We start from the raw sequence: 24,748 nt of genomic DNA on the forward strand, positions 1-24,748 counted from the left end.
GGATTAACAGGCTGGTTAACAGCTCGATTAACAGGACGCCGGCTGCGCCAGTATCGCGCTCAACAATCCAGGGAAACGACTTTCAATGTCGGTGCGACGCAAGGTGTTTATGTGCAGGGTGCCGGTATTTTCCGTATGGACCAGGCCGGACTCACGCAGGACCTTGAAGTGATGGGAGACGGTCGACTTTGGCCGCCCGCCATCCAGTTCGCCGCAGGACGCGGCATCGACACGCGCCAGACCGCCGCGCGGATCAGCCCTGTTCGCGGATCGTCTCGAGTACAAGCTCGCCATAGCGCTCCAGCTTGCCGCTGCCGACGCCACCGACGCGGCCCAGTTCACCACTGGTGGTGGGCCGCTGCATCGCGATATCGCGCAGCGTCGAGTCATGGAAGATCACGTAGGCGGGGACGTTCTGCTCCTTCGCAAGGCGTGCGCGCAGGCCGCGCAGCGCCTGGAACAAGCCCAGGTCTTCCTGCGGGACCGAGGTCGCGACCTGGGCACTGCGTTCCCCGCGCGAGCGTTCCGATTTCGGCGCGACCTTGCGCAGCATCACTGTCTGCGCATCCTTGAGGACGCCGCGGCTGGCTTCGGTCAGGCGCAGGGCGCCATGTCCCTCGGCATCGATCTCCAGCAGGCCATGCGCGACCAGTTGCCGGAACACGCCCTTCCAGGTGTTGGCATCGATGTCGGTGCCGACGCCGTAGGTGCTCAGCCGGTCGTGGCCGAACTGGCGGACACGTTCGCTCTCGCTGCCGCGCAGCACATCGATCAGGTGGGCGGCGCCAAAGCGCTGTCCGCTGCGATAGACGCAGCTCAGTGCCTTCTGGGCTGCGATGGTCGCATCCCAGGCTTCGGGAGGTTGCAGGCAGTTGTCGCAGTTGCGGCAGGCTTCGGTATAGCTTTCGCCGAAGTTGGCCAGCAACACCTGGCGCCGGCAGCGCATCGACTCGCAGTATCCGACCAGCGCGTCGAGCTTGCGGTGTTCGAGGCGTTTGCGTTCCTCACCGGATTCGGATTGCGCGATCATCTGGCGCAGCAGCACCAGGTCGCCGAGGCCGTAGCACATCCAGGCGTTCGCCGGCTCGCCGTCGCGCCCGCCACGTCCGGTTTCCTGGTAGTAGCCTTCGATCGACTTGGGCAGGTCGATATGCGCCACGAAACGCACGTCGGGTTTGTCGATGCCCATGCCGAAGGCGATCGTCGCGACCACGACGACGCCTTCCTCGCGCAGGAACCGGCGCTGGTTGCGGATGCGCGCTTCGGTTTCCATGCCGGCGTGATACGGAATGGCGTCGATGCCCTGGGATTTCAGATACTCGGCGGTCTCGTCGACCTTGCGCCGCGACAGGCAATAGACGATACCGGCATCGCCGCGGTGGGCCTGCAGGAACTCGAGCAACTGCCGCTTGGCATTGTCCTTCTGCACCACGGTGTAGCGGATGTTGGGGCGGTCGAACGAACTGACGAAGCGCCGCGCATCCTGCAGTTGCAGGCGTTCGGCGATCTCGCGCTGCGTCGGTGGATCGGCGGTGGCGGTCAGCGCGATCCGCGGGACGTCCGGCCAGCGTTCGTGGAGGATCGTCAGTTCGCGGTATTCGGGACGGAAATCGTGGCCCCACTGCGAGACGCAATGCGCCTCGTCGATCGCGAACAGCGCCAGCCGGCTGCGATCGAGCAGCGACAGGAAGCGACCCGTCAGCAGCCGTTCCGGGGCGACGTACAGCAGGTCGAGCTCGCCGTCGCGCAACTGGCGCTCGACCTCCTGCGCCGTGGCGGCATCCAGCGAAGAGTTCAGGCAGGCCGCGCGCACGCCGAGCTGGAGCAGGGCATCGACCTGGTCCTGCATCAGGGCGATCAGCGGCGAGATGACGATCGCGACGCCGTCGCGCAGCAGGGCCGGAACCTGGTAGCACAGCGACTTGCCGCCACCGGTGGGCATCAGCACCAAGGCGTCCTGGCCTGCGGCGACGTGTTCGACGATGGCGGCCTGTTCGCCGCGGAAGGCGGCATGGCCGAAGACGCGCTGAAGCACGTCCCGTGGGGAGTTAGACATGGTGACAGGATACCGCGGCCGAACGTAGGGCCGCTGTCGAAACGACAACGCCCGGCGCGGGGCCGGGCGTTGCGGGGATCAGCCGATGGCGGTCACTGCAGCAGCGAACGCAGCATCCAGGCGTACTTTTCGTGGATCTGCAGGCGCTGCGTGGCCAAGTCCTCGGTCGGCGCATCGTCGGCGTCGTCCGCGGTCTCCAGAACGTCGCGGGCGGTGCGGCAGACAGCCTCGTTGCCTTCGACCAGTTGGCGGACCAGTTCGCGCCAGTCCTGGGAGCGGGTCGCGCCGGGCTCTTCCTTGATCGTGGTCAGTTTGGCGAATTCGGCGTAGGAGCCCGGGGCATTGAAGCCGAGGGCGCGGATGCGCTCGGCGATCTCGTCCAGTGCTGCCCATTGCTCGGTGTACTGGGCCTCGAACATCACGTGCAACGAATTGAACATCGGCCCGGTGACGTTCCAGTGGAAATTGTGGGTCTTCAGGTACAGCGTGTAGGCGTCGGCGAGGAACCGCGACAGCTCCTTGGCGATCTTCTGGCGTTCCTTGTCGGAGATCCCGATGTCGATCTTCGGGCCGCTGTCGGAGGGGCCCGGCGATGCGGCCGGTGCGGGGGCGGCAGCACTGGCGGGGGCGGACTTCTTCTCGGTGCTGGGTTTGGACTTGCTGGTTCCGGGTTTCGACTTGGCCATGGGTTCACTCCGAAGGACTGGGACTTTGGGACAATAGGCACTCAAGCGTTGCAGATATGTGATCCTGTGATGCGATTGCAAGTACCCCGATGACCGACTCCACGCCCGACGCCTCCCGAACCGCTCCCGCGCCGACGCCCGCTTCCGTCGATACCCCGTCACGCGACCCGCGACTGGCCCGGCAGGGGATCGACGGCGCGCTGACGCGCGACCGCGGACGCCTGCAGGGGCTATGGTCGCGGTGGAACGCGCAGCCGACGGATCCGCATGCCGCCGACGCGTTCGCGACGGCGCTGCAGGCGTCGGTGACGACCCGTCGCACGCGCGCGGCACGCCTGCCCGAACCCCGCGTGCAGCCCGACCTGCCGATTGCCGCCGAAGCCGACCGCATCGTCGAGCTGATCCGGCGGCACCAGGTCGTGGTCATCGCTGGCGAGACCGGATCGGGCAAGACCACCCAGTTGCCGAAGCTTTGCCTGGCCGCTGGGCGCGGCGCGGCCGGCATGATTGGTTGTACCCAGCCTCGGCGGATCGCGGCGCGGGCGGTTGCGCGCCGGGTCGCGGACGAGCTGCGGGTGCAACTCGGCGGGGTCGTCGGCTTCCAGGTGCGCTTCAACGACAACGTCAGCGACGAGACCGCGATCAAGTTCATGACCGACGGCATCCTGCTGGCGGAGATGACCTCCGATCGCTGGCTGTCGGCCTACGACACGATCATCATCGACGAGGCGCACGAGCGCAGCCTCAACATCGACTTCCTGCTCGGCTATCTGAAGCAGCTGTTGCGGCGGCGTCCCGACCTCAAGCTGATCGTGACGTCGGCGACCATCGATACGTCGCGCTTTTCCGAGCATTTCGACAACGCCCCGGTGGTCAGCGTCGAGGGCCGCGGCTACCCGGTCGAGGTGCGCTACCGGCCGCTGGAAGGCGAGGGCGATGACGATGGCGACCGCACGATCACCGACGGCATCGTCGGCGCCTGCGACGAGATTTTCGCCGGCCGTGGCGGCGGCACCGGCGATGCGCTGATCTTCCTGCCCGGCGAACGCGAGATCCGCGACGTGCACCAGGCGCTGGAACGGCGCAAGTACCGTCACACCGAGGTGCTGCCGCTGTATGCGCGCCTGTCGGTACGCGACCAGGACCGCGTATTCAACCCCGGGCCGCAACGGCGGATCGTGCTGGCCACCAACGTCGCCGAGACCTCGCTGACGGTGCCGCGCATCCACTACGTGATCGATCCCGGGCTGGCGCGCGTCAAGCGCTATAGTCCGCGGCAGAAGCTCGATCGCCTGCATATCGAGCCGGTCTCGCAGGCCAGCGCCGAGCAGCGCAAGGGCCGCTGCGGCCGCATCGCGCCGGGCATCTGCTATCGCATCTACTCGGAAGCCGATTTCCTGTCGCGCAGCGTCTATACCGATCCGGAAATCCGGCGCGCGGCCTTGTCCGGCGTGATCCTGCGGATGCTGTCGCTGGGACTGGGCGATAGCGGGTCTCGGGCCGGCGCAGGGCGAAAGGCGAAGGACGTCGAGGCCGTATCGACGAGTCGCCTGATCGAGGACTTCCCCTTCATCGAGATGCCCGACCCGCGTGCGGTTGCCGATGGCTGGCAGCAGTTGTCGGAGCTGGGTGCGGTCGACGACCGGCGCCAGCTCACCGCGATCGGCCGGACGATGGCGAAACTGCCGGTCGACGTGAAGCTGGCGAGGATGCTGGTGGCCGCTCAGCACCACGGCGTGCTGCACGAGATGCTGGTGATTGCGTCGTTCCTGGGCATCCAGGACCCGCGCGAGCGTCCGTCCGACCAGCGTGGGGCCGCCGATGCCGCGCACGCGCTGTTCGCCGACCCGCGCTCGGAGTTCGTGGCGATCCTGAAACTGTGGGAGGCCTATCGGCAGACCCATGAGGACGGCACGCAGTCGCAGTTGCGGAAGTGGTGCGAGCGTCATTTCCTTGGTTTCCTGCGCATGCGCGAATGGCGGGAGCTACATCGCCAGTTGAAGCTGCAATGCGAGGAGCTGGGGTGGAAGACGGCTTCCACACCGTCGTCATTGTCGGGCGCAGCGGATGAGGACCCCTTGGCGGCCGATCCGCCCACTGGCAAGGGCGCTGCCGAGGCGCCGGCCGACGCCGGTCGATCCCGCCGTCGACGCCGCGGGGGCGCGCGAGCGGATGCCGCTGCCGACACGACGCTGAAGGCGCAGGCGTCGACCACCGAGCAGACGTCCGCGCCGGCCTTTGCAAAGGGCGCGGATACCGGCCGGTCGCAGGCCTATGCGCGCCTGCATCGCGCCCTGATCGCGGGCCTGCCGACGCAGATCGGATTGCGGCAGGACCGCGGCCTGTTCGATGGCCCGCGCGGTCGCAAGTTCCAGTTGTTCCCCGGATCGTCGCTGGCGAAGAAGCCGCCTCCGTGGCTGCTGTCGGCGACGTTGCTCGATACCGAGAAGGTCTGGGCGTTGACCAATGCCGTGATCGAACCGGAATGGGTCATCGACGAGCTGCCGCATCTGCTGGCGCGTCGTCACCACGACCCGCGGTGGTCGCGCGGGCAGGGGCGTGTGGTTGGCAGCGAGCAAATCAGCCTGTTCGGACTGGTGCTGGCGCCGAAGCGCCCGATCGATTACGGACGCCTGTATACGCAGGAAGCGCGCGAGCTGTTCCTGCGCGATGGCCTGGTGGCCGGCGAGATCAACAGTCGCAGCCGCTTCCTGGCCAGCAACCAGAAGACGCTGGCGAAGGCCCTCGATGAAGAGGCCAAGCAGCGAAAAGCGGGCCTGGTCGTCGATGAAGAGTGGATGCTGCAGTGGTATCGCGACCGCGTGCCGGCGGACATCGTCGACGCGCGCTCGCTCGATGCCTGGTTCGGCAAGCTTCCCGCCGTGCAGCAGCAGGCATTGGAATGGTCGCGCGAGGATCTGCTGGTCGGCACGGGTGCGGATGCCGATCGCTTCCCGGAATTCCTGGCCCTCGCCGATGCGCGGCTTGCGGTCCAGTACCGGTTCGAGCCTGGCGCCGTCGACGACGGCATGACCGTTGTGGTCCCGTTGTATTTGCTCAATGCGCTGGATCCCACGCGTCTGTCGTGGCTGGCGCCGGGGCTTGTCTCCGACAAGTCCACGGCGCTGATCAAGACCCTGCCCAAGGCATTGCGCCGGAACTTCGTGCCGGCGCCGGATTTCGGACGCCTGTTTGCCGAAGCGCATGACGTGAGCGAGCCCGACACGATCGTCGGAACACTGGCGCGCTTCCTCAAACGGATGTCGGGTGTCGACATCTCCGCCAGCGATTTCGACGAAGGCGCCCTCGAGCCGCATCTGCGCGTCAACCTGCGGCTGCTCGCCAGCGAGGGGCGACAGGTGCTGGCCGAGTCGCGCGATCTTGATGTGCTCCGCCTGCAGCATGGCGCCCAGGCTGCCGAAGCATTCGCGCTGCGTGCGGCACAGGGCATGGCCAGGCAGGGGCTGCGCGAGTTCCCGGATACGCCGATTCCGGAATCGGTCGCCGGGGTTGGCGGCATCCCCGCATGGCCCGCGCTGCAGGACGCTGGCGACAGCGTGTCGCTGGTGGTCCATGCCGAACGTGCGGCGGCGCGGCGGATGCATCCGCAGGGCGTGCGCCGCCTGTTGCTGATCGCGTTGCAGGACAGGATCCGCCATGCACGCAAGCAGTTGCCGGTGCAGCCGAAGCTCGCCCTGCTGTACGCCGCGATCGAATCCGCGGCGCCCCGCCCGGGCAAGGACGGCGATCGCCTGCGCGAGGATCTCGTCGATGGCGCGCTGGCGTCGCTGCTGACGCAGGGTGGGGACGATATCCGTTCGGCGCAGGCCTTCGCGCAGCGCAGGGACGAGATCGGCCGGCAGTTGTTCGGCGAAGCGATGGCGCGGCTGCGCCTGGCCGAAACGGTGCTGTCGACGGTGGCCGATATCCGCGCGATCCTGGAAGGCAAGTTGATCGGCTGGGCGCGCGCGAATCTCGACGACATGCGCGCGCAGTTGCATGGACTGGTCGGGCCGGGGTTCCTGTGCGACACACCGGGGGCTGCACTGGAATCCTATCCGCGCTACCTGAAAGCGTTGCTGCTGCGCGGCGAACGCGCCCTGCGCGATCCGACCCGCGACCAGCAGCGCATGCTTGAGATCAAGCCATTCGCCGATGCGATCCAGCAGGCGGCGATCGAGGGCGCCATCGACGATCCGCGCTGGCAGTCGCTGCGCTGGGACCTCGAGGAACTGCGGGTGTCGCTGTTCGCACAGGAGCTGGGCGCCCGCGGTGGCGTGTCGGCCAAGAAACTCGCGACCCGGCTGGCCGCACTGTCGGCTTGAGCGTGCGCTGGCGCGTGAGGCGGCGCCGGGTCGATCGCGGCGAAGCGTGATCGCCGTCGGCGCTACTCGACGCGCTGGACCTTGGCCTGCGTGTTGTAACCGTCGATCTTCAGCCACCACGCACCGAGCACGCCGGGACGGATGCGCACGCCGGGGTTGCTCCTGCGCACGCCGGGCAACGCCGCGCTGTCGGTCTGTTCCCAGACCTGCCCGTTGTCGAGCGTGTACCTGCGGCCCTTGCCGAAGCCGTTGAACTCGCCGGAGATCCTGCTTTCGATCGGCTCGTCTGAGCCGAAGTGGAAGAATCCGCGATTCTTCACGATCACTTCCTGCCGGCCTTCCTCGCGCGCAGCGTCCTTGACCTGCGCAACGGCCTGCTCAACCGCGACCGCAGCCTGCGCGCTGACTTCGCGGTTCAACCAGGCTTCGAGGCGGGCCAGTTCCGCGCCGCTGAGTTTGTCGAGGCCGGCGGCCTTGAAGTCGTCGGCGCTCATCTGCTGCTTGAGCCGGGTCGGCTCCGGGACGGGCTGCTGCGCTAAGGCGGGCGCCAGTCCGGCCAGCAGTGCAAGGATCGCAAGGCAACGCAGTACGGGTGTCGGAAGAGCCATGGGTGTTCCTCGGGGCCAGACCGGGCTAGTGTAGACGCTGTCGGTTTGCACATCGCAAGCCCCGACGCTGCACGACTCCCCCAGCCCGCATCCCACGTCCATTCCGCAAGCGCAACCGTGTCCGCCGTTCCCGACATCGAGACCCTTCTGTCGCTGCCCGCCGCGGCTGTCGTCGGCCCGGAGCTGCGCGCCTGCCTGCAGCAGGCGGCCGCGCGCGCAGGCGTCGAGGCGGTCGCGACCGAGCCGCTCCCGGTACTGCGCGACACGCTGGACGCGCTGGCCCTGCTGGGCGCGGACGGCGACAGTGTCTGCGCCGCGATCCTCGATGCGATCCCGGCCTGGACCAGTCTGGTCGAGGCCACGCTGCCACCGCAGCACGCCTCGGTCCTGGCCCTGCTGGAGGGGCAACGTGCCGCGACCCAGGTCTGGGCCCTGCATGCCGAGCATCCCCGCCAGGGCAATCCGGAAGGCCTGCGTCGCCTGCTGCTGGCGATCGTGCGCGACCTGCGCGTTGTGCCGATCCTGCTGGCCCGGCAACTGGCGCGCATGCGCGCCGCGAATGCCTGGACCGACGACGAGCGCCGGGCGCTGGCGCAACTGACCCGCGACATCCATGCGCCGCTGGCCAACCGGCTGGGCATCTGGCAGCTGAAATGGGAGTTGGAAGACCTCGCCTTCCGTTATCTGGATCCCGAGACCTACCGCCGCATCGCCAGCCTGCTCGACGACAAGCGCACCGGTCGCGAGGCCTTCATCGCTCAAGTCACGCGCATGCTGGGCCAGGCGTTGCAGGAACAGGGCATCGTCGGCGACATCGCCGGGCGGCCGAAGCACATCTACAGCATCTGGAAGAAGATGCAGAAGAAGGATGTGTCGATCGACGGCCTGTACGACCTGCGCGCGGTGCGCGTGCTGGTCGACGACATTCCCGCCTGCTATGCCGCGCTGGGCGTGGTACATGCCTTGTGGGCACCGGTGCCCGGCGAGTTCGACGACTACATCGCGCGGCCCAAGAACAACGACTACCGCTCCCTGCATACCGCCGTGGTCGGGCCGGAAGGCAAGACGCTGGAAGTGCAGATCCGGACCCGCGAGATGCACGCGCAGGCCGAGCTGGGCGTCGCGGCCCACTGGCGCTACAAGGAAAGCGGTGGTTCGCAGCGCTCCAGCGCCAGCAATGCCGCGATGGATCGGCGCATCGAGTGGATGCGCCGCCTGCTCGAAAGCCATGCCGATGGCGACGACGCCGGGCTGGCGAGCGGGCTGGGCACCGAGCTGATCGAGGATCGGGTCTATGTGCTGACGCCCAAGGGCGAGGTCATCGACCTGCCGCACGGCGCGACGCCGCTCGATTTCGCATATCACGTGCACACGATGGTCGGGCATCGCTGCCGCGGCGCGAAGGTCGATGGCCGTATCGTGCCGCTCGATCACGTGCTGCGCAGCGGCGACCGCGTCGAGATCCTGACCGGCAAGACCGCGGAACCGCGGCGCGACTGGCTGGTGGCCGCGAACGGCTTCCTGGCCAGCGCACGCTCGCGCGAGAAAGTGCGGACCTGGTTCCACAAGCTCGACCGCGAGCGCAACCTGCAGGCCGGGCGAGAACTGCTGGACAAGGAATTGCGCCGGCTGGGCCTGTTGCACGCGGACCTGCAGCCGGTGCTGACGCGTTTCAATGTCGCCAGTGTCGATGATCTGCAGGTGCTGGTCGCCCTGGGCGACGTCGGTCCGCACCAGGTGGCGCGCGCCTTGCTGGATAGCGAACGGGCGGCATCGACGGGGAGCGAGGTCGACGATTCCGAGCTGGCGCCGCGCCAGCCCAGGCGCGTCCCCAAGCCCGCGAAGTCCGCGTTCACGGTGGAAGGTGTCGGCAACCTGCTGGTGCAGATCGCGCGTTGCTGCCAACCCCTGCCCGGCGAAGCGATCGTCGGCTACCTGACGCGCTCGCGCGGCGTCACCGTGCATCGCCACGATTGCGCGGCCTTCCTGCGCCTGTCGATGGCGCAGCCGCAGCGCGTCCTGCCGGTGGACTGGGGACGCGTCAGTGGCGGCGGGCATGAGGCCGACGTCGTCATCGACGCGATCGACCGGCGCCACCTGCTGAAGGACCTGACCAACCTGTTCGCGCAGGAGGACGCCCACGTGCTGACGATGCGCAGCGAGCCCGGACGGCATTCGCAGATGCGGATCCGCGCCCGGCTGCGGATCGGCGACTACGAGCAACTGGCGCGCCTGCTCGGCAAGATCGACAGCCTGCCCGGCGTGGAGCGCACGCGACGCAGTTGAGGAGGCTGCAGCCCAGGCCCTCGGGGCACCCCGGTGCCGCGATCGCGGTGCCGGACATGTCACGGTCTGGTTCATGCAATAACGTTATGCTGCGCCGGTGAGCCGTGACCGCGACCCGCCACTGTCAGCGTCAGCGCCACCATCGTCGCCTGCGACGGGGGCCGGTATCGATCCTTCCGGGCGGCGCGAACCCGTCTTTGGCAGCAGTCCTGGTTCCCCGGCTTCCGTCCCCGACACATCGCCGCTGCGTCGCCGTCCGTCGACGACGACGACAGACGCCGGTGGCCGCGCGGGACGATGGTGGCTGCTGGGCGTCGGCATCGTGCTGGTGGCCGGCATGCTGCTGCGACAGCCGCTCGGCGACACGCTGTGGCCGCAGAACCGCGCGCAGGCACTGATGCAGCAGGCCGACGCCGCGTTGGCGCGCGGGCATCTCAGTGCGAGTGACGGCACTGGTGCGCGCCAGCTCTACGAGGCGGCGCAGGCGATCGATCCCGATTTTTCCGAGCCGAGCTCGGGCCTGGCCAAGGTCGCGCAGGCCGCGCTCCGGCAGGCCGACAGCGATGCCGCCGGCAACCGCTTCGAGCAGGCGCGGCAGCATCTGCAACTGGCGCAACAACTGCAGGTGCCGCGTGCCCAGGCCGATGTGGTCGCCGAGCGCCTGCGCAGCCGCGAATCGGCGCATGCCGGCATCGATGCTCTGGTCGCGCAGGCCGAGCAGGCCAGGCTCGACGGCAGGTATCTGTCTGTCCCGGGCGCGCCATCGGGCATGGTCGATGCGTTGCCGCTGTACCAGCGCATCCTGACGCTGCAGCCCGATCGGGCCGAGGCCCTGCGCGGACGCGAGGATGCGCTGAGCGCCATGCTGGAGCAGGCCCGCGACCACATGCGGGCGGGCCGTCTCGAGGAGGCCGCGCAGCTGATCGCGGTGGCGCGCGATTTTGATGCGGGCCACGTCGACCTGCCCGATACCGAGGCCCGATTTACCGAGGAGCGCGACGCGCTGCGCCGACGTGCGGCCGGCGACCTCGCGCAGGGCAGGATCGACCGGGCCGTCACCGGCTGGCGCGCGTTGCTGGCGCTGGACGACAGCGATGCCGATGCACTGCGCGGCCTGCAGCAGGCTGCGTTGGCGCACGCCGCGCGCGCCCAGCGCCTGGCCGGCGATTTCCAGTTTGCCGATGCCGAACAGGCCTTGCGCATGGCCACGGCACTGGCGCCGGACAGCCCGGCGGTCCGCGATGCCGCGATGCATCTGGAACGCGCGCGGCGCACGCAGGCGCAACTGGCGCCGCGCATGCCGCTTGCCGAGCGCAAGCGGCGGGTCGCCGATCTGCTGCAGAAGGCCCGCACCGCCGAGCAGCGGGGACAACTGTTGACCCCCCCCGGCGACAGTGCCTACGACAACTTGCGTGCTGCGCTGGCGTTGTCGCCGCGCGATCCCGAGGTGCTGCGCGCGGTGTCGCGGCTGCTGCCCGCTGCACGGCAGTGTTTCGAGGCCGGCATGGCCGCCAACAACCTTGCGCGCGCACGCGATTGCCTGGATGCCCGCAGTGCGCTGGGTGAAGGCATTGCCGACGTGTCCAGCGGCCGTCGCCAACTGGCGCAACGCTGGCTTGACATCGGCGATGAGCGGCTCGGCGGCGGCGATCTGCCCGGCGCCACGGCCGCGCTGCGCTCGGCCCGCGACATGGATCCTGCGGCGCCGGGGATCGACTCGTTCGCGCAACGCCTGCTGGCGGCCGATCGATGAGTCAGTGAATCATGGTGTCAACGGTTCTTCTGCCGGAACGGCTCAGGCTTGCTGATCGAAGAACACCTCTCGCACCGTGCCGCGCGCAGCATCGGCGGAGAAATGACGTGAGATGTTGTCATGGCCGTGCTTGCTGAGACGCATCCACATCTCGCGATCGTTGTAGAGGTTCAGTACGTGGTCTGCGAATGCCTGTGGAGTGTCCGCGACCAGAATGTCATGGCCATCGCACAGATGCATGCCTTCGGCAGCCGCGCTGGTGGCGACGACCGGTTGACCATGCGCCATGCTGAGATTGATCTTGCCTTTGACGCCGGCACCAAAGCGCAAGGGAGCCACCGCCACCCTGCAGCGATCCATGTACGGCGTGATGTCCGGCACGTGGCCGTGGATGACGACGCCGGCATGTTGAGACAACGCCCGGATATCCGCCGGAGCATCGCCGCCGATGCAGTGGAACTGCATGTCGGGTGCACGTTGTCGGATCAGCGGAAAAACGTCATTGACGAACCACAGCATGGCATCGACGTTGGGGGGGTGCCGGAACCCCCCAACGAACACCAGGTCCTCGCGTTGTTCGAATGCCCAGCCAACGCCGGCGACTGCGTGCAGATTCGACAACACGGCCACCTTGGCGCCCGGGGCATCCTGGATCAGCAGTTCGCGCTCATGCGCGCTGACCACCAGCGTGATGTCGCTACGCGCGACCACGTCCAGTTCCAGCGTGCGTGTCCTGTTCGATTCGCGAACGCGGGAAGGGTCGTTGGCCAGGGTCGCGGCGCGCATTTCGCGCAGGTAATGAAGGTCGACGCTGTCGAACACGATGCATGCCTGTAGCGCATGCCGCCGCAATTGCGGCAGAAGTTCGCGGGCGACGTAGTGGCGGCTGACCATCACCGCGCTGAAGCGCGCGCCGTTGTCGCGCAACCATGCCGGAATATGGTTGGCATGAGGCGCATGCCATGTTTCGATCCCCATGGCCTGCAGCCGCGACGTGTCGACGCCCGCGGAGGCCGGGTTTGCAGGCAGGAACACGACGTGTGCACCTTCGTCCCGCAGCATCCTCATCAGGTTCACCAGCCGCAACGACGCGGAATCACGATCCGGCGTTGGTACGTACGAGTCCACCACCAGAATCTGGCGTTGGCCGGCGTGGAGCAATGCCGGCGAGGGGACACTGCCAGCGGGAGGTTGCTGCGCGAGTGCTTGCGCGCGATGGGCTGCGAATATCAGCTGGTTACGGACCTGCCCCGACTTAGGGCCGCTTGCGGTGCTCGTGCCGGCTGTCGTGCCCTCGTCGTGTACGACGCGCGAAGCTGGCTGATAGACGACTCGCTTGCCGGATGCGCGGACGGCGAACGCAAGATCGGTGTCCTCGTAATATGCCGGGGCATAGCGTGTGTCGAATCCCCCAAGCTCATGGAACAGTCCGCGGGGCAATGCGATGGCGGCGCCGCTGATGTAGTCGGCATCGCGGACGTAGGTGTATCGTGGATCGTCAGGCGATTCGAAGCGTCCGTAGTTCCAGCAACTCCCGTCGTTGAAGACAACACCACCGGCTTCCTGCAGTCTCCCATCGGGGTACAGCAATTGCGATCCTGCCAGCCCGGCGCCTGCGTGGTCTGAGAACGTGCGCAGCAAGGCATCGAGCCAATCTGGTTGCGGCACGGTGTCATTGTTGAGAAAGACCAGATAATCGCCCCTGGCGACGAGCGCTCCGTCGTTGCAGGTGGCGATGAAGCCGCCATTGCTTGGACGCTCCAACAGACGCAAGCCGTCGATCATCCGCAGTGTTTCGAGGCTGCCGTCAGCGGATGCATCGTCGACGACGATGATCTCGAACGCGACGCTGGGCGGATGTGCAGCGATCGCCCGCAGGCAGGCGAGCGTGTGGTCGAAGTGGCCATAGACCGGAATGATGATGCTCGCAAGTGGATCCGGGCTTGTCGCGATACCGAAGGGTGCGAACGGGCGCGTGTCGGCCTGCAACAGCTCGATCCGCGTCGCGACGGGAATGCCCAGTTGTCCCGAGACGCGTTGCCAGGTCGCGCGCCATCCACGAGTCCGCAGGCTGGTCATTCCGCGCCGCAACAGCCCGAGCGCACGATCCAGCCGATAGCGCGCATCAGACAACGAAAACGACATTGCTTCGCAACTCCAGCTGACTGGTGAAAGCCCGTGAGCAGCGCCCCCTGAACAGGCTGCGCTAGACTCGGCGAGACCTATTGTCGCATCCCTACGCAGCCTGCCGGAGCAGGCCCGAGAAATCCATGGCCAAGATCGAGTACGACGAAGACGACTACGAGGACGACGGCGATCCGTCGCCGGGATGGCGCCGTCGTCTGTTGACGTGGGGGCTTGCGGCCGTAGGGTTGGGGCTCGGCTTCCTGGTCCCGTACACGATCTACCTGAACCACCAGGTCAGCCAGCGTTTTGGTGAGTTGCGGTGGCAGGTGCCGACCCGGGTCTATGCCCGGCCGCTCGAGCTCGGGCGTGGCCTGGCGATGGATGCGCAGACGCTGAAGACCGAGCTGGATGCGGCGGCCTATCGCGAGGGCGATGGCATCAAGCCCGGGACCTATCACCGCGAGGGCGGCAAGTGGACGATCGCCAGCCGCGGCTTCCGCGACGTCGACGGCGTGGTCGGACCGAGCCGGATCGAGGCGTCGCTGGGCGGCGGCCAGGTCACCGGGTTGCGCGATGTCGCCGGCAAGCGCGCGATCAAGTCGGCGCGCCTGGATGCGGCGCGCATCGCCACCTTGTATGGACAGAAGCAGGAAGAGCGCCGGCTGGTCCGGATCGAGGAGGTTCCGCACCTGCTGACCGATACGCTGCAGGCGGTCGAGGACCGCGATTTCGCGCATCACATCGGCATCGATTTCAGCGGCATCCTGCGTGCGGCCTTCGTCAACCTCAAGTCCGGCGATACCCGCCAGGGCGCCAGCACGTTGACCCAGCAGCTGGCGCGCAGCGGCCTGCTCGGCATCGGCCGCGAGCAGACCTTCAAGCGCAAGTTCAACGAGATCCTGTACGCGTTGCTGATCGAGGCACGCTACGAGAAGGGCACGATCCTCGAGGCCTATCTCAACCAGGTCTACCTGGGGCAACGCGGCGCGCAGGCGATCCATGGCGTGGCCGCCGGCTCCGAATTCTGGTTCGGGCGCCGGCTCGAGGACCTGGAGACCGAGCACGTCGCCCTGCTGGTCGGCATGGTCCGTGGCCCGTCCCACTACGATCCGCGCAAGCACCCCGAGCGCGCGAAGGCGCGTCGCGATTTCGTGCTCGGCAACATGCTCGAGACCGGGCTGATCCAGCAGGCCGAGCACGACCGTGCGATCAAGGCGCCGCTGGGCATCACCAGCACGCCGGGCAGCATCGCGGCCAACCGTTTCCCGGCCTATGTCGACCTCGTCCGGCGGCAGCTGGCCCGCGACTATCCCGCCGATGCGTTGCAGGGCGCTGGCCTGAGCGTGATGACGGCGATGTCCCCGGCGGCGCAGGGCTATGCCGAAGGCTCGGTCACGCGCACGCTGAAATCCCTGCAGACCGGCAAGCGTCCGCCGCTGCAGACCGGCCTGGTGGTCACCGACGTCCACAGCGGCGAAGTCGTCGCCGCCGTCGGCAGCCGCGAACCGGCGGTGCACGGGTTCAATCGCGCGATCGAGGCCCGTCGTCCGGTCGGTTCGCTGCTGAAGCCGTTCGTCTACCTGCTGGCATTGGCGCAGCCCAGCCAGTACTCGCTGGCGAGCTGGGTCAGCGACGATCCGATCTCGGTGACGCTGTCCAACGGACGGCGCTGGAATCCGGGCAATTCCGACGGCCGCAGCCACGGGACGGTGCGGCTGATCGATGCGCTCGGCAATTCCTACAACCAGTCGACGGTGCGCATCGGTATGCAGGTCGACCCCGAGCGCCTGGCCGATCTGGTGCGCAAGCTGGCCGGTATCCGCGCCACCGCCAATCCGTCGCTGATCCTGGGGTCGGCCGACGAAAGTCCGTACGCGATGGCGCAGCTGTACCAGTTCCTGGCGTCGGGTGGCGAGGTGCAGACCCTGCATGTCGTGCGCGGCGTGCTCGATACCGAAGGCAAAGCGGTCAAGCGTTACGACACCGCGCCCGCGCCCGCGCAGGATGGCGATGCCATCGCCGCGCGGCTGGTGACGATCGCGCTGCAGCATGCGGTCAGTTCCGGCACCGGCCGGCAACTGGTCAACGACGGCCTGGGGCGGCTCAGCGCCGCCGGCAAGACCGGTACCAGCAACGATGGTCGCGACAGCTGGTTTGCCGGCTGGACCGGCGATCACCTGGCGGTGGTCTGGGTCGGCAACGACCAGAACGAGTCCACCGGCCTGTATGGCGCGACCGGCGCGATGCGGGTGTGGTCGGGCATCTTCAGCCGCCTGCCGTCGTCACGGCTGGAGGTCGGCGACAAGGGACTCGACTGGCAGTGGGTCTCGCAATCGATCAGCACCGACGCCGAATGCCCGGGCGTCCGCCGGTTCGCGTTCGTGGCCGGGTTCGCACCGCCCTACGAACCCTGCGCCTACGCGCCGGCAACCTCCGATCCGAACGATCCGTTCGCACCGCCGCAGGAAGAGACGCGGGGCGGCTGGCGCGAATTCTTCGGCATCGGCGAGCGTAAGCCGCCGGCCGAGCCCCAACCTGCGCCGCCGGCCGAGCCTGCGCCGGCTCCGGTGCGCTGAGGAACCGATGACCATGACGATCCGCACCCGACCGAGCCATCCATCCGCCGCCAGCGCGATGCCCTTGACGCCCGCGATGGCGCGCGTGGCGATGCCCGCGACGCCCGTGCTGGCCCTGCTGCTGGCCTTGTCGGCCTGCACGACGACGCCTGCACCGGTGGTCGAGACGGCGCCGCCGCTGACCACGGCCAGCCCGCAGGAGATGGTGGCGATGATCCGCGCCGCCGAAGGCGATGGCGAGGGTGAGCTGGCGGTGAGGCCGCTGCGCGATTCGATGGTCGAGGACCTGCGCGAGCAGGCCGAGCGCGCCGAGCAGCAGGGCGATGTCACCGCCGCGGCGCGTGCGCTCGACCAGGCGCTGGAGATCGCGCCCGAGGATCCGGCGCTGCTCCAGGAGCGTGCCGAGATCGCATTGCTGCAGCAGCAGCCGGCCCAGGCCGCGTCGCTGGCCGAACGTGCGCATGCGCTTGGCGCCCAGGTGGGGCCGCTGTGTCGGCGTCACTGGACCACGCTCGAACAGGTGCGCCTGCTCGAACGCAATGCCGAAGGCGCCGCCGCCGCGCGTGCCCAGATCGAAGCCTGCAAGGTCGAAGGACCTGCGCGCTACTAGGGCCTGTCGTCCATTGCCGAATAGCCTGCGTTGGCTCACAGGGACCAACCCGGAGGGCCGCTCGCGTGCGTGCCCGCTGGCGCGTCATCGCTTGGTCGTGGACGGACGTCCATTCCCTCGCTCTTCCTTGCCGCGAACACGCACGCAAGCGGCGCGGGCCATCCGGCAATGGATGACAGGCCCAGACGCCATCGACGTATGCCGCGTCCCGGAATACGGCGAGGGCCTGTGGCATCCTGTGGCCGATGACGTTTTCCCAGAACCTGTTCAAATTCTGTCGCGACCGCAGTCAGGTGGCGCGTGGCGTGCATACCAGGAGAGCGGGCAGAAAGCGCAGTGTACGTGCCTATCCATCAACGCGCTCATGAGCGTTTGTGGCCACCGTCCGTGGTGGCCACCCTTCGGGCCATCGCTGGCGCGATGTCAAGAACCGCTCTTGGCGGTTCTTTCGAGCACCGCACGCGCGCCAGATGGCAAGCGCAGCAAGACTTTGAACAGGTTCTGAGGCAAGTGTCCCAGATGCTGATCGCATCCTGCGCCACCTCCCATCGCATGCGCGCGCGTCGCTGATGTCGTTGCTGGCCGACCAGTGCCAGGGCGCACTGTCCGAGGGCGGCTTGCTTGCGGACAACATCCCGGCCTTCCAGCCGCGCGCCGCGCAGCAGCAGCTGTCGCAGGCGATCGCCAATGCCTTCGTGCAGCGCGGCGTGCTGCTGGCCGAGGCCGGCACCGGCACCGGCAAGACCTTCGCCTACCTGGTCCCGGCGCTGCTGTCGGGCCTCAAGACCATCGTCTCCACCGGCACGCGCGCGCTGCAGGACCAGCTTTATCATCGCGATCTTCCGCGCGTTCGCGATGCGCTGGGCACTGGCCTGCGCACCGCGCTGCTGAAGGGACGGTCGAACTATCTGTGCCTGTACCGCGTCGAGCGTGCGAAAGGTGAGCCCCGGTTCTCGTCGCGCGAGCAGATCAGCCAGTTCCAGCGGATCGTGGCGTGGTCGGGACGGACCCGGTTCGGCGACATGGCCGAACTTGATGGCCTGGCCGACGATTCGCCGCTGTTGCCGATGGTGACGTCGACCGCCGACAACTGCCTGGGCAACGACTGTCCGTTCTGGGGCGAGTGCTTCGTCGTGCAGGCGCGGCAACGCGCGCAGACGGCCGACCTGGTCGTCGTCAACCACCACCTGCTGCTGGCCGACCTCGCGCTGAAGCAGGAGGGCTTTGGCGAGATCCTGCCCGGTGCGCAGGCCTTCGTTGTCGACGAGGCGCACCAGTTGCCTGAGCTGGCCACGCAGTTCTTCGGCGAGAGCCTGTCGGCCAGGCCGCTGGTCGAGTTGTCGCGCGATGTCCTGCTGGAAGGTCGCCAGGTCGACGGCGCGGTCGCGATCATCGAAGATCCTGCGCGCCAGCTCGAGCACGTGACGCGCACGATCCGCGCCTTCATGGAAGACCTGCCGTCCCGGGGCACACAGGCAAGGGCCTTGCAGGATCCGCGCTTCGGCGAGGGCATGCGTGCATTGGCCGACAGCCTGGTGGGACTGCGCGACAGGCTGGCGCCATTGCGCGAGGCTGCGCCCGGACTCGACGCCTGCCATGCGCGCGCGCAGGAGTTCCTGTCGCGGCTGGCGCGCTGGCATGTCGAGCGTCGCCCGGGCGGACTCGAGGGCAGCCTGGGCACCGGCGATGGCCCGGACGACGACGCGCGCTGGTACGAGCTGTCGCCGCGCGGTTTCCGGCTGCAGCGCACGCCGCTGGACGTGTCCGCGCCGTTGCGCGCGCATCGCGAACAATCGCGGGCGGCGTGGGTGTTCACGTCGGCCACGCTTGCTGTCGATGGCAACTTCGGCCATCTGACCACGCGGCTGGGCCTGGACGCACCGGAGACGCTGCTGGCACCCAGTCCGTTCGACTGGCCCCGGCAGGCCCTGTGCTACCTGCCCGCGCGGATGCCGCAACCGGCGTCCTACGACTATCCCGACGCCGTTCTGGACGCGGTCTGGCCGGTGCTGGAAGCGTCGGGCGGTCGCGCGTTCGTGCTGTTTGCATCGCATCGCGCCTTGCGCGAGACCGCGGGCCTGATGCGCGATGGTCCGCGCGCGTGCCCCTGGCCGCTGTTCGTACAGGGCGAGGCGCCCCGGCATGTGCTGCTGCAGCGATTCCGTGAATCGGGCAATGGCGTGCTGCTCGGCGCGGCCAGTTTCCGCGAGGGCGTCGATGTCGCTGGCGAGGCCCTGAGTGTCGTGGTCATCGACAAACTGCCGTTTGCCGCGCCCGATGACCCGGTGTTCGAGGCGCGGCTGGATGCGATCCGCCATGCCGGCGGTAATCCCTTCCGCGACGAACAACTGCCGCAGGCGGTAATCGCGCTCAAGCAGGGCGTGGGCCGCCTGATCCGCAGCGAATCCGATCGTGGCGTGCTGGTGCTGTGCGACCCGCGCCTGACCGGAAAATCCTATGGGCGGGTGTTTCTCGACTCGTTGCCGCCATTTGCGTTGACGCGCCGGCTGGCCGATGTCCAGGCGTTCTTCGGGGTGCCGGCTCTCGAGTCTCCGAGCGGCGAAGGGCCCGCCGCCGTCGGGCTCGACGACCCTGACCTCGACATCGAGGCCTATGTCGGGTGGCCCGATCCAAGCGACACGGTGTGACTCCGGGCACGCCGATGCCGCGCGAGGGCATGCCCGTCCACTGCGTCCGGCGTATCCTTCGCCGCAGCCGCGACGACAGTGCGCGCGCCAGCCGACTCCCTTGTGCCTTGCCGATGCCCTGCCGATGAAACTGCTCGCGTTCGAAACCTCCACCGAAGCCTGTTCCATTGCGGTCTGGGACGATGGCGCATTGCTGGAGCGTTTCGAGATCGCCCCGCGCCGGCATGCCGAGCTGGCGCTGCCGTGGGCCGAGGCGCTGCTGGCCGAGGCCGGGCTGCGCAAGTCGCAGCTCGATGCGATCGCGGTGGGGCGTGGCCCTGGCGCGTTCACCGGCGTGCGGCTGGCGATCGCGCTGGCGCAGGGCATTGCGCTGGCGCTGGACCGGCCGGTGTTGCCGGTGTCGACGCTTGCGGCCATCGCGATGCAGGGCCAGGCCGGGCCGGACGCGCCGGGTCGCGTGCTGGCGGCGATCGATGCCCGCATGGGCGAGATCTATGCGGCCGCCTTCCTGCGCACTGCCGATGGCGTACAGGCGCTGTCGCATGAATATGTGGCGGCGCCGGCGACGGTGGCGCTGCCTGACGATGACGCCGGCTGGCAGGGACTGGGCACCGGCTTCGGCGCTGCCGAGGGCGCCTTGCTGCAGGCTTTGCCGGGGCGCTGGGCGCACGTCGATGCGGCCGTGCTGCCGCATGCGGCGGATGTGGCCCGGTTGGCTGCCGCGGCATTCGCGCGGGGCGAGGCCGTGGCCGCCGAGCAGTTGGCCCCGGCCTATCTGCGCGACAACGTGGCCTTGACCCTGGTCGAGCAGCACGCATTGCGTGAGGCCAAGGCGCGCGGCTGAACCAAGCGGCGTGCGCATGGTCTGAAGAGGCTGTCCGCCTGACCAGGAGTTCCGCCGCGATGCCTCAGACATCCTCTGCCGAGCCGGGCTTGCCGGCGCCAGCCGCGCCCGATGCCCCGGACCGGTGGGCACGCGTGCTGCACTGGCTGCGTGCCGAGGCGACGCCCCTGCTGGTCATGCTGGCGCTGCTGTTCGTGGCGCGCAGCTCGTTCGCCAATCATTACCAGGTCCCCAGCGGATCCATGCAACCGACGCTGCAGCCCGGCGACCGCGTCGTCGTCGACATGCGTGCCTACGGCCTGCGGATCCCGTTCACCGATATCGCGCTGACCGGCCACGCCGAACCTGCACCGGGAGATGTCGTGGTGTTCAAGTCGCCCGACGACGGCACCCGGCTGATCAAGCGCGTGGTGGCGGTGGCCGGGCAGAGGGTCGCGCTGGTGGACGGACGCCTGTGGATCGATGGCCGGGCACTGGAGGCGGGGCAGGATCTCGAGCGCTTCGACGGCAAGCAGATCCAGCTCGACCTCAGCGATGGGGGTGGGCCCGACATCGCGCCGCTGGTGATTCCCGGCGGTATGGCGCTGGTGCTCGGCGATCACCGCGGCCGCAGTGCCGATGGGCGCTATTTCGGGCTGGTGCGCAGCCACGACCTGTATGCCAGGGCGCTCGGCGTCTACTGGCGCAGCGGCCAGGGGCCGGTCTGGAAACCACTGTAGCCGCGGCCACGGCCGCGATTCGCGATGCGGGGCCACACAGGGGCGCCGCATCGCGCGCTGTTACTGGTCGATCAATGCGCCGTCGGGCAGGAACTGCCAGGTCCGGGTCACGTGCAGCACGTCGATCCTGTCCTCGACCGTCGGCAGCGGCTCATAGGGCTCGGCCAGCCGGGCGATACGCAGGGCTGCATCGTCGAGCAGCCGGATGCCGCTGGAGCGGATCACGTCGGCGCGCTCGACCGATCCGTCGCGGCGGATCGCAATGCTGATGACCAGTTCGCCGGACAGGCGGCGCCGGCGCGCCTCGTCGGGGTAGTTCAGGTTGCCGACGCGTTCGACCCGGTCGACCCAACTGCGCAGGTAGCCGGCATAGGCGTACTCCCGCGTGCTGGCGGACACGAACTTGCGCTTGGGCCGTTTGGCGTAGCGTTCGGAACGCAGGTGGATCTCGGCGGCCAGTCGGGCCATCGCCAGGTCGCGCTCGATTTTCTCATCGCCCTGGGCCAGCAGGTCGGGATCGGTCTCCGGCGCGGCCCGCGGCGCCGGCAGCGAGGTCTCGCCGCGCTGGCTGGCGATCAGCCGCGCCTCCGGTGCCGGCTGCGGTGCCGGTGACTGCGCGCGCACCGCCATGGGCGCCTGGCCGGCCTCGGCCTGCGCGACCAGACCGATCTGCGCGTCCCTGGGCCGGGTGGTCCGGTCCTGCTCGCCGCCACCCTGGTTGCTGGCCTGCGCCAGGAAATCGGCCTGCGCTGGTGTCAGCGGGCTGCTGGTCTGGGTCAGGATCACGTCCAGGGTCGGCAGCACCGGGGCGGCGTCGTCGAGCGCGAAGCCGACACCCAGTACCAGCAGACCGTGCAGCAGCAGGGACAGCACCATCGTCGCGCTGAGGCGCTCACGCTCGCCGATCCGGGGTCCGACAAGCGGCGGAGGCGGGGACTGGGCGGTCGGCGCGGACATGGACGTGGCCTGGGGTTGCCGCCGGTCGTCGCGGTTACCGACTGGGCGTGCGCTCGGGCGTGCGTTCGATCGCGTCGAACAGCAGGCCGGCGATGTTCAGGCCGAACTGGGCGTCGAGCTCACGGATGCAGGTCGGGCTGGTGACGTTGACTTCGGTCAGGTAGTCGCCGATGACGTCCAAGCCGACGAAACGCATGCCGCGCTTGACCATCTCGGGACCCACCTGGGCCGCGATCCAGCGGTCGCGATCGCTCAACGGGCGGCCTTCGCCACGACCGCCGGCCGCCAGGTTGCCGCGGAACTCGTCGCCCTGCGGGATCCGGGCCAGGCAGTAGTCGACCGGCACGCCGTCGACCAGCAGGATGCGCTTGTCGCCGTCGACGATCTCGGGCAGGTAACGCTGCGCCATCGCGAGGTGGCGCCCACCGTCGGTCAGGGTTTCCAGGATCACGTTCACGTTCGCGTCGCCGGCCCTGGCGCGGAAGATCGAACGCCCACCCATGCCGTCCAGCGGCTTGAGCACGGCATCGCCATGCTCGGCCACGAAGGCCTTCAGCGTCGCGGCATCGCGGCTGACCACCGTGGGCGGGCAGCATTGCGGGAATTCCAGCGCCGTCAGCTTCTCGTTCATGTCCCGCAGGCCCTGCGGGTCGTTGACCACCTGCGCACCCTGGCGCTGCGCGAACGACAGGAGCTGGGTGTTGTGGATGTAGTCGGCGTCCACCGGCGGATCGGTGCGGACCAGCACCACGTCGCCGGCGCCCAGCGCACGCTGTGATGCCGATCCCAGTTCGTACCAGCCCTTGGGGTCGTCGGTCACGCGCAGCGGTGCCAGCATCGCGCGCGCGCCGTCGCTGCCCATCGACAGGCCGCCGGGGAGCACATAGCTCAGCCGATGGCCGCGGCGCTGGGCCTCGAGCAGCATGGCAAACGTGGAGTCCTTCGCGATCTTGATGGACCCGATGGGATCCATCACGACGATGACATCAAGGGGCATGCCGGCGGCCAACGTGGAGGTGCAGGGATGTTAACAGTCGATCCGCATGTCGGGTCATCGCGCCCGCTTAACCCGCAACCAGGACGGCGTATGCAATCCTGCGGGTCCAAACTTGACAGTGCCGCGCCGGACTGGGATATAAGAGCGATTGCAGCGGTGTCGGCAGTCACGAAGCATCGCGCACAGGGGAAGACCAAGATGACGCAAGACGACAACGGCACTGGCAGCCTCTCGGGTCTGCGGGTGATGGTGATCGACGACTCGAAAACCATACGGCGTACCGCCGAGACCCTGCTCAAGCGCGAGGGGGCCCAGGTCGTGACGGCGACGGATGGTTTCGAGGCGTTGGCCAAGATCGCCGACCAGCGCCCCCAGATCATTTTTGTGGACATCATGATGCCGCGCCTGGATGGCTATCAGACCTGCGCCCTGATCAAGAACAACCATGTCTTCAAGCACACGCCGGTGATCATGCTGTCGTCCAAGGATGGCCTGTTCGACAAGGCGCGCGGACGCATCGTCGGTTCCGAGCAGTACGTCACCAAGCCGTTCACGCGCGAAGAACTGCTCGCCGCGATCCGTACGCACGTCCACGCCTGATCGGAGCCGGCCATGGCACGCATTCTGTTGATCGAGGATTCTCCGACCGATACCGCGGTGCTGACCCTGTTGCTGGAACGCTACGGCCACGAGGTGCTGTCCGCGCTCAATGCCGAGGACGGCATCGCGCTGTGCAAGCGCGAGCGACCCGACGTGGTGCTGATGGACGTCGTGCTGCCGGGCATGAACGGCTTCCAGGCCACCCGCGCGCTGTCGCGCGACAGCCAGACCAGCGAGATCCCGGTGCTGATCGTCAGCACCAAGGGCATGGACACCGATCGTGCCTGGGGACTGCGCCAGGGCGCGCGCGGCTACATCGTCAAGCCGCCGAACGAGCAGGCCCTGATCGGCGAGATCAGCCAGTTGCTGGGCGGGGTGGCATGAGCGCACACGATCGCGCGCATCCGTTCGACCTGCTGGCCGACTACGAGCGCCGCAGCCTGGCGCACGTGGCCGGTCTGCCGGAACAACTGGATGCGCCCGGCCTGTGGCGTGGCCTGGGCTATCGCGTCGGGCGGCACCGGCTGGCGTCGGACTTCGAGGAGGTCGTCGAGATCCTGCCGCTGCCGCAGGTCACGCCGGTCCCGGGCGCGCAGCCCTGGCTGCTGGGCGTCTCCAACATCCGCGGCAACCTGCTGCCGGTGGTCGACCTCAAGCTGTTTCTGGAAGGCGAGCGCACCGTCGTCAGCGAATCGCAGCGGGTGCTGATCGTGCGCCAGCCCGGCGGCGATGTCGCGGTGACCATCGACGAACTGTTCGGCCAGCGCGGCTTCCAGGAAGCCGACGCGGCCCCGGCCGGTCCGGTCGCCGACGGCCGCTACGGGCATTTCATCGATCGCGCCTTCCGGGTCGACGATCAGATCTGGGGGGTGTTCAGCCTGCATCGGCTCGCACGCACTCCGGAATTCAGACAAGCCGCGGCGTAAGCGCCGCATCCAGCTACAAGACGCAGGTCA

General features: G+C 68.3%; 18 protein-coding genes. 11 read left to right on the top strand and 7 right to left on the bottom strand.

Annotated elements, in window-relative coordinates; translation table 11 throughout:
- Positions 1–27: 27 nt before the first annotated feature.
- The 3 genes from ACYX7E_RS17415 to ACYX7E_RS17425 form a co-directional block, all read right to left on the bottom strand.
- Entirely contained in the window at positions 28–294 is a 267-nt protein-coding gene (locus tag ACYX7E_RS17415; RefSeq protein WP_462081873.1) for an ArsR/SmtB family transcription factor, read from the bottom strand.
- Positions 254–2,056: a DNA helicase RecQ gene (gene recQ / locus ACYX7E_RS17420; protein WP_462081874.1), complete on the bottom strand. Its 1,803-nt coding sequence runs from the start codon at positions 2,054–2,056 to the stop codon at positions 254–256. The genes ACYX7E_RS17415 and recQ overlap by 41 nt, the downstream gene beginning before the upstream one ends.
- Positions 2,057–2,148: 92 nt before the next feature.
- Complete coding sequence (locus tag ACYX7E_RS17425; protein WP_462081875.1) at positions 2,149–2,742, bottom strand: Dps family protein; 594 nt, start codon at positions 2,740–2,742, stop codon at positions 2,149–2,151.
- Positions 2,743–2,831: 89 nt separating this feature from the next.
- Between ACYX7E_RS17425 and hrpA the strand changes: the two genes are divergently transcribed.
- Positions 2,832–7,067 (top strand): ATP-dependent RNA helicase HrpA, encoded by a 4,236-nt coding sequence (hrpA, locus tag ACYX7E_RS17430; RefSeq protein ID WP_462081876.1) that lies wholly within the window; start codon positions 2,832–2,834, stop codon positions 7,065–7,067.
- Between the two features lie 62 nt (positions 7,068–7,129).
- Here hrpA and ACYX7E_RS17435 read toward each other — a convergent pair whose 3' ends face one another.
- On the bottom strand, positions 7,130–7,675 hold the full coding sequence (locus ACYX7E_RS17435; protein ID WP_462081877.1) for a hypothetical protein: 546 nt from the start codon (positions 7,673–7,675) through the stop codon (positions 7,130–7,132).
- A gap of 117 nt (positions 7,676–7,792) precedes the next feature.
- On the opposite strand from ACYX7E_RS17435, the gene ACYX7E_RS17440 reads away from it, so the two are divergent.
- Positions 7,793–9,961: a RelA/SpoT family protein gene (locus tag ACYX7E_RS17440; RefSeq protein WP_462081878.1), complete on the top strand. Its 2,169-nt coding sequence runs from the start codon at positions 7,793–7,795 to the stop codon at positions 9,959–9,961.
- Positions 9,962–10,298: 337 nt separating this feature from the next.
- Positions 10,299–11,714, top strand: coding sequence for a hypothetical protein (locus ACYX7E_RS17445; RefSeq protein ID WP_462081879.1), 1,416 nt, complete (start codon positions 10,299–10,301; stop codon positions 11,712–11,714).
- A gap of 42 nt (positions 11,715–11,756) precedes the next feature.
- Here ACYX7E_RS17445 and ACYX7E_RS17450 read toward each other — a convergent pair whose 3' ends face one another.
- Complete coding sequence (locus ACYX7E_RS17450) at positions 11,757–13,859, bottom strand: glycosyltransferase (RefSeq protein WP_462081880.1); 2,103 nt, start codon at positions 13,857–13,859, stop codon at positions 11,757–11,759.
- 125 nt (positions 13,860–13,984) lie between these two features.
- Between ACYX7E_RS17450 and mrcB the strand changes: the two genes are divergently transcribed.
- The 5 genes from mrcB (at position 13,985) to lepB (ending at position 21,238) form a co-directional block, all read left to right on the top strand.
- Entirely contained in the window at positions 13,985–16,417 is a 2,433-nt protein-coding gene (mrcB, locus tag ACYX7E_RS17455) for a penicillin-binding protein 1B (RefSeq protein WP_462081881.1), read from the top strand.
- Between the two features lie 13 nt (positions 16,418–16,430).
- Positions 16,431–17,027 carry a tetratricopeptide repeat protein gene (locus tag ACYX7E_RS17460; protein ID WP_462081882.1) on the top strand — a complete coding sequence of 199 codons (597 nt, stop codon included), beginning with the start codon at positions 16,431–16,433 and terminating at the stop codon, positions 17,025–17,027.
- A 569-nt stretch (positions 17,028–17,596) separates the two neighbouring features.
- The gene (locus ACYX7E_RS17465) at positions 17,597–19,675 is read left to right on the top strand and encodes an ATP-dependent DNA helicase (protein ID WP_462081883.1); all 2,079 of its coding nucleotides are present in this window, start codon (positions 17,597–17,599) and stop codon (positions 19,673–19,675) included.
- Positions 19,676–19,799: 124 nt separating this feature from the next.
- Entirely contained in the window at positions 19,800–20,519 is a 720-nt protein-coding gene (gene tsaB / locus ACYX7E_RS17470; protein WP_462081884.1) for a tRNA (adenosine(37)-N6)-threonylcarbamoyltransferase complex dimerization subunit type 1 TsaB, read from the top strand.
- Between the two features lie 59 nt (positions 20,520–20,578).
- Positions 20,579–21,238, top strand: coding sequence for a signal peptidase I (gene lepB / locus ACYX7E_RS17475; RefSeq protein WP_462081885.1), 660 nt, complete (start codon positions 20,579–20,581; stop codon positions 21,236–21,238).
- 60 nt (positions 21,239–21,298) lie between these two features.
- Here the strand turns inward: lepB and ACYX7E_RS17480 are convergent, their stop codons facing one another.
- Positions 21,299–22,195, bottom strand: coding sequence for an energy transducer TonB (locus ACYX7E_RS17480; RefSeq protein WP_462081886.1), 897 nt, complete (start codon positions 22,193–22,195; stop codon positions 21,299–21,301).
- Positions 22,196–22,229: 34 nt separating this feature from the next.
- A complete protein-coding gene (gene gshB, locus ACYX7E_RS17485; RefSeq protein WP_462081887.1) occupies positions 22,230–23,192 on the bottom strand; it encodes a glutathione synthase in 963 nt (320 codons plus the stop codon).
- A 198-nt stretch (positions 23,193–23,390) separates the two neighbouring features.
- Between gshB and pilG the strand changes: the two genes are divergently transcribed.
- The 3 genes from pilG to ACYX7E_RS17500 are packed head-to-tail and all read left to right on the top strand — an operon-like array spanning position 23,391 to position 24,718.
- Positions 23,391–23,792, top strand: coding sequence for a twitching motility response regulator PilG (gene pilG, locus ACYX7E_RS17490; protein ID WP_462081927.1), 402 nt, complete (start codon positions 23,391–23,393; stop codon positions 23,790–23,792).
- A gap of 12 nt (positions 23,793–23,804) precedes the next feature.
- The gene (locus ACYX7E_RS17495) at positions 23,805–24,176 is read left to right on the top strand and encodes a response regulator (protein ID WP_462081888.1); all 372 of its coding nucleotides are present in this window, start codon (positions 23,805–23,807) and stop codon (positions 24,174–24,176) included.
- The gene (locus ACYX7E_RS17500) at positions 24,173–24,718 is read left to right on the top strand and encodes a chemotaxis protein CheW (protein WP_462081889.1); all 546 of its coding nucleotides are present in this window, start codon (positions 24,173–24,175) and stop codon (positions 24,716–24,718) included. The genes ACYX7E_RS17495 and ACYX7E_RS17500 overlap by 4 nt, the downstream gene beginning before the upstream one ends.
- The last annotated feature ends 30 nt before the right edge of the window (positions 24,719–24,748 follow it).

The organism is Luteimonas sp. RIT-PG2_3, assembly GCF_054902115.1.

Coding starts and splice junctions, on each gene's coding strand:
- ACYX7E_RS17415 (WP_462081873.1), bottom strand. CDS start 294: ATGGCGAGCTTGTACTCGAGACGATCCGCGAACAGGGCTGATCCGCGC.
- recQ (WP_462081874.1), bottom strand. CDS start 2,056: ATGTCTAACTCCCCACGGGACGTGCTTCAGCGCGTCTTCGGCCATGCC.
- ACYX7E_RS17425 (WP_462081875.1), bottom strand. CDS start 2,742: ATGGCCAAGTCGAAACCCGGAACCAGCAAGTCCAAACCCAGCACCGAG.
- hrpA (WP_462081876.1), top strand. CDS start 2,832: ATGACCGACTCCACGCCCGACGCCTCCCGAACCGCTCCCGCGCCGACG.
- ACYX7E_RS17435 (WP_462081877.1), bottom strand. CDS start 7,675: ATGGCTCTTCCGACACCCGTACTGCGTTGCCTTGCGATCCTTGCACTG.
- ACYX7E_RS17445 (WP_462081879.1), top strand. CDS start 10,299: ATGCTGCTGCGACAGCCGCTCGGCGACACGCTGTGGCCGCAGAACCGC.
- ACYX7E_RS17450 (WP_462081880.1), bottom strand. CDS start 13,859: ATGTCGTTTTCGTTGTCTGATGCGCGCTATCGGCTGGATCGTGCGCTC.
- mrcB (WP_462081881.1), top strand. CDS start 13,985: ATGGCCAAGATCGAGTACGACGAAGACGACTACGAGGACGACGGCGAT.
- ACYX7E_RS17460 (WP_462081882.1), top strand. CDS start 16,431: ATGACGATCCGCACCCGACCGAGCCATCCATCCGCCGCCAGCGCGATG.
- ACYX7E_RS17465 (WP_462081883.1), top strand. CDS start 17,597: ATGTCGTTGCTGGCCGACCAGTGCCAGGGCGCACTGTCCGAGGGCGGC.
- tsaB (WP_462081884.1), top strand. CDS start 19,800: ATGAAACTGCTCGCGTTCGAAACCTCCACCGAAGCCTGTTCCATTGCG.
- lepB (WP_462081885.1), top strand. CDS start 20,579: ATGCCTCAGACATCCTCTGCCGAGCCGGGCTTGCCGGCGCCAGCCGCG.
- ACYX7E_RS17480 (WP_462081886.1), bottom strand. CDS start 22,195: ATGTCCGCGCCGACCGCCCAGTCCCCGCCTCCGCCGCTTGTCGGACCC.
- gshB (WP_462081887.1), bottom strand. CDS start 23,192: ATGCCCCTTGATGTCATCGTCGTGATGGATCCCATCGGGTCCATCAAG.
- pilG (WP_462081927.1), top strand. CDS start 23,391: ATGACGCAAGACGACAACGGCACTGGCAGCCTCTCGGGTCTGCGGGTG.
- ACYX7E_RS17495 (WP_462081888.1), top strand. CDS start 23,805: ATGGCACGCATTCTGTTGATCGAGGATTCTCCGACCGATACCGCGGTG.
- ACYX7E_RS17500 (WP_462081889.1), top strand. CDS start 24,173: ATGAGCGCACACGATCGCGCGCATCCGTTCGACCTGCTGGCCGACTAC.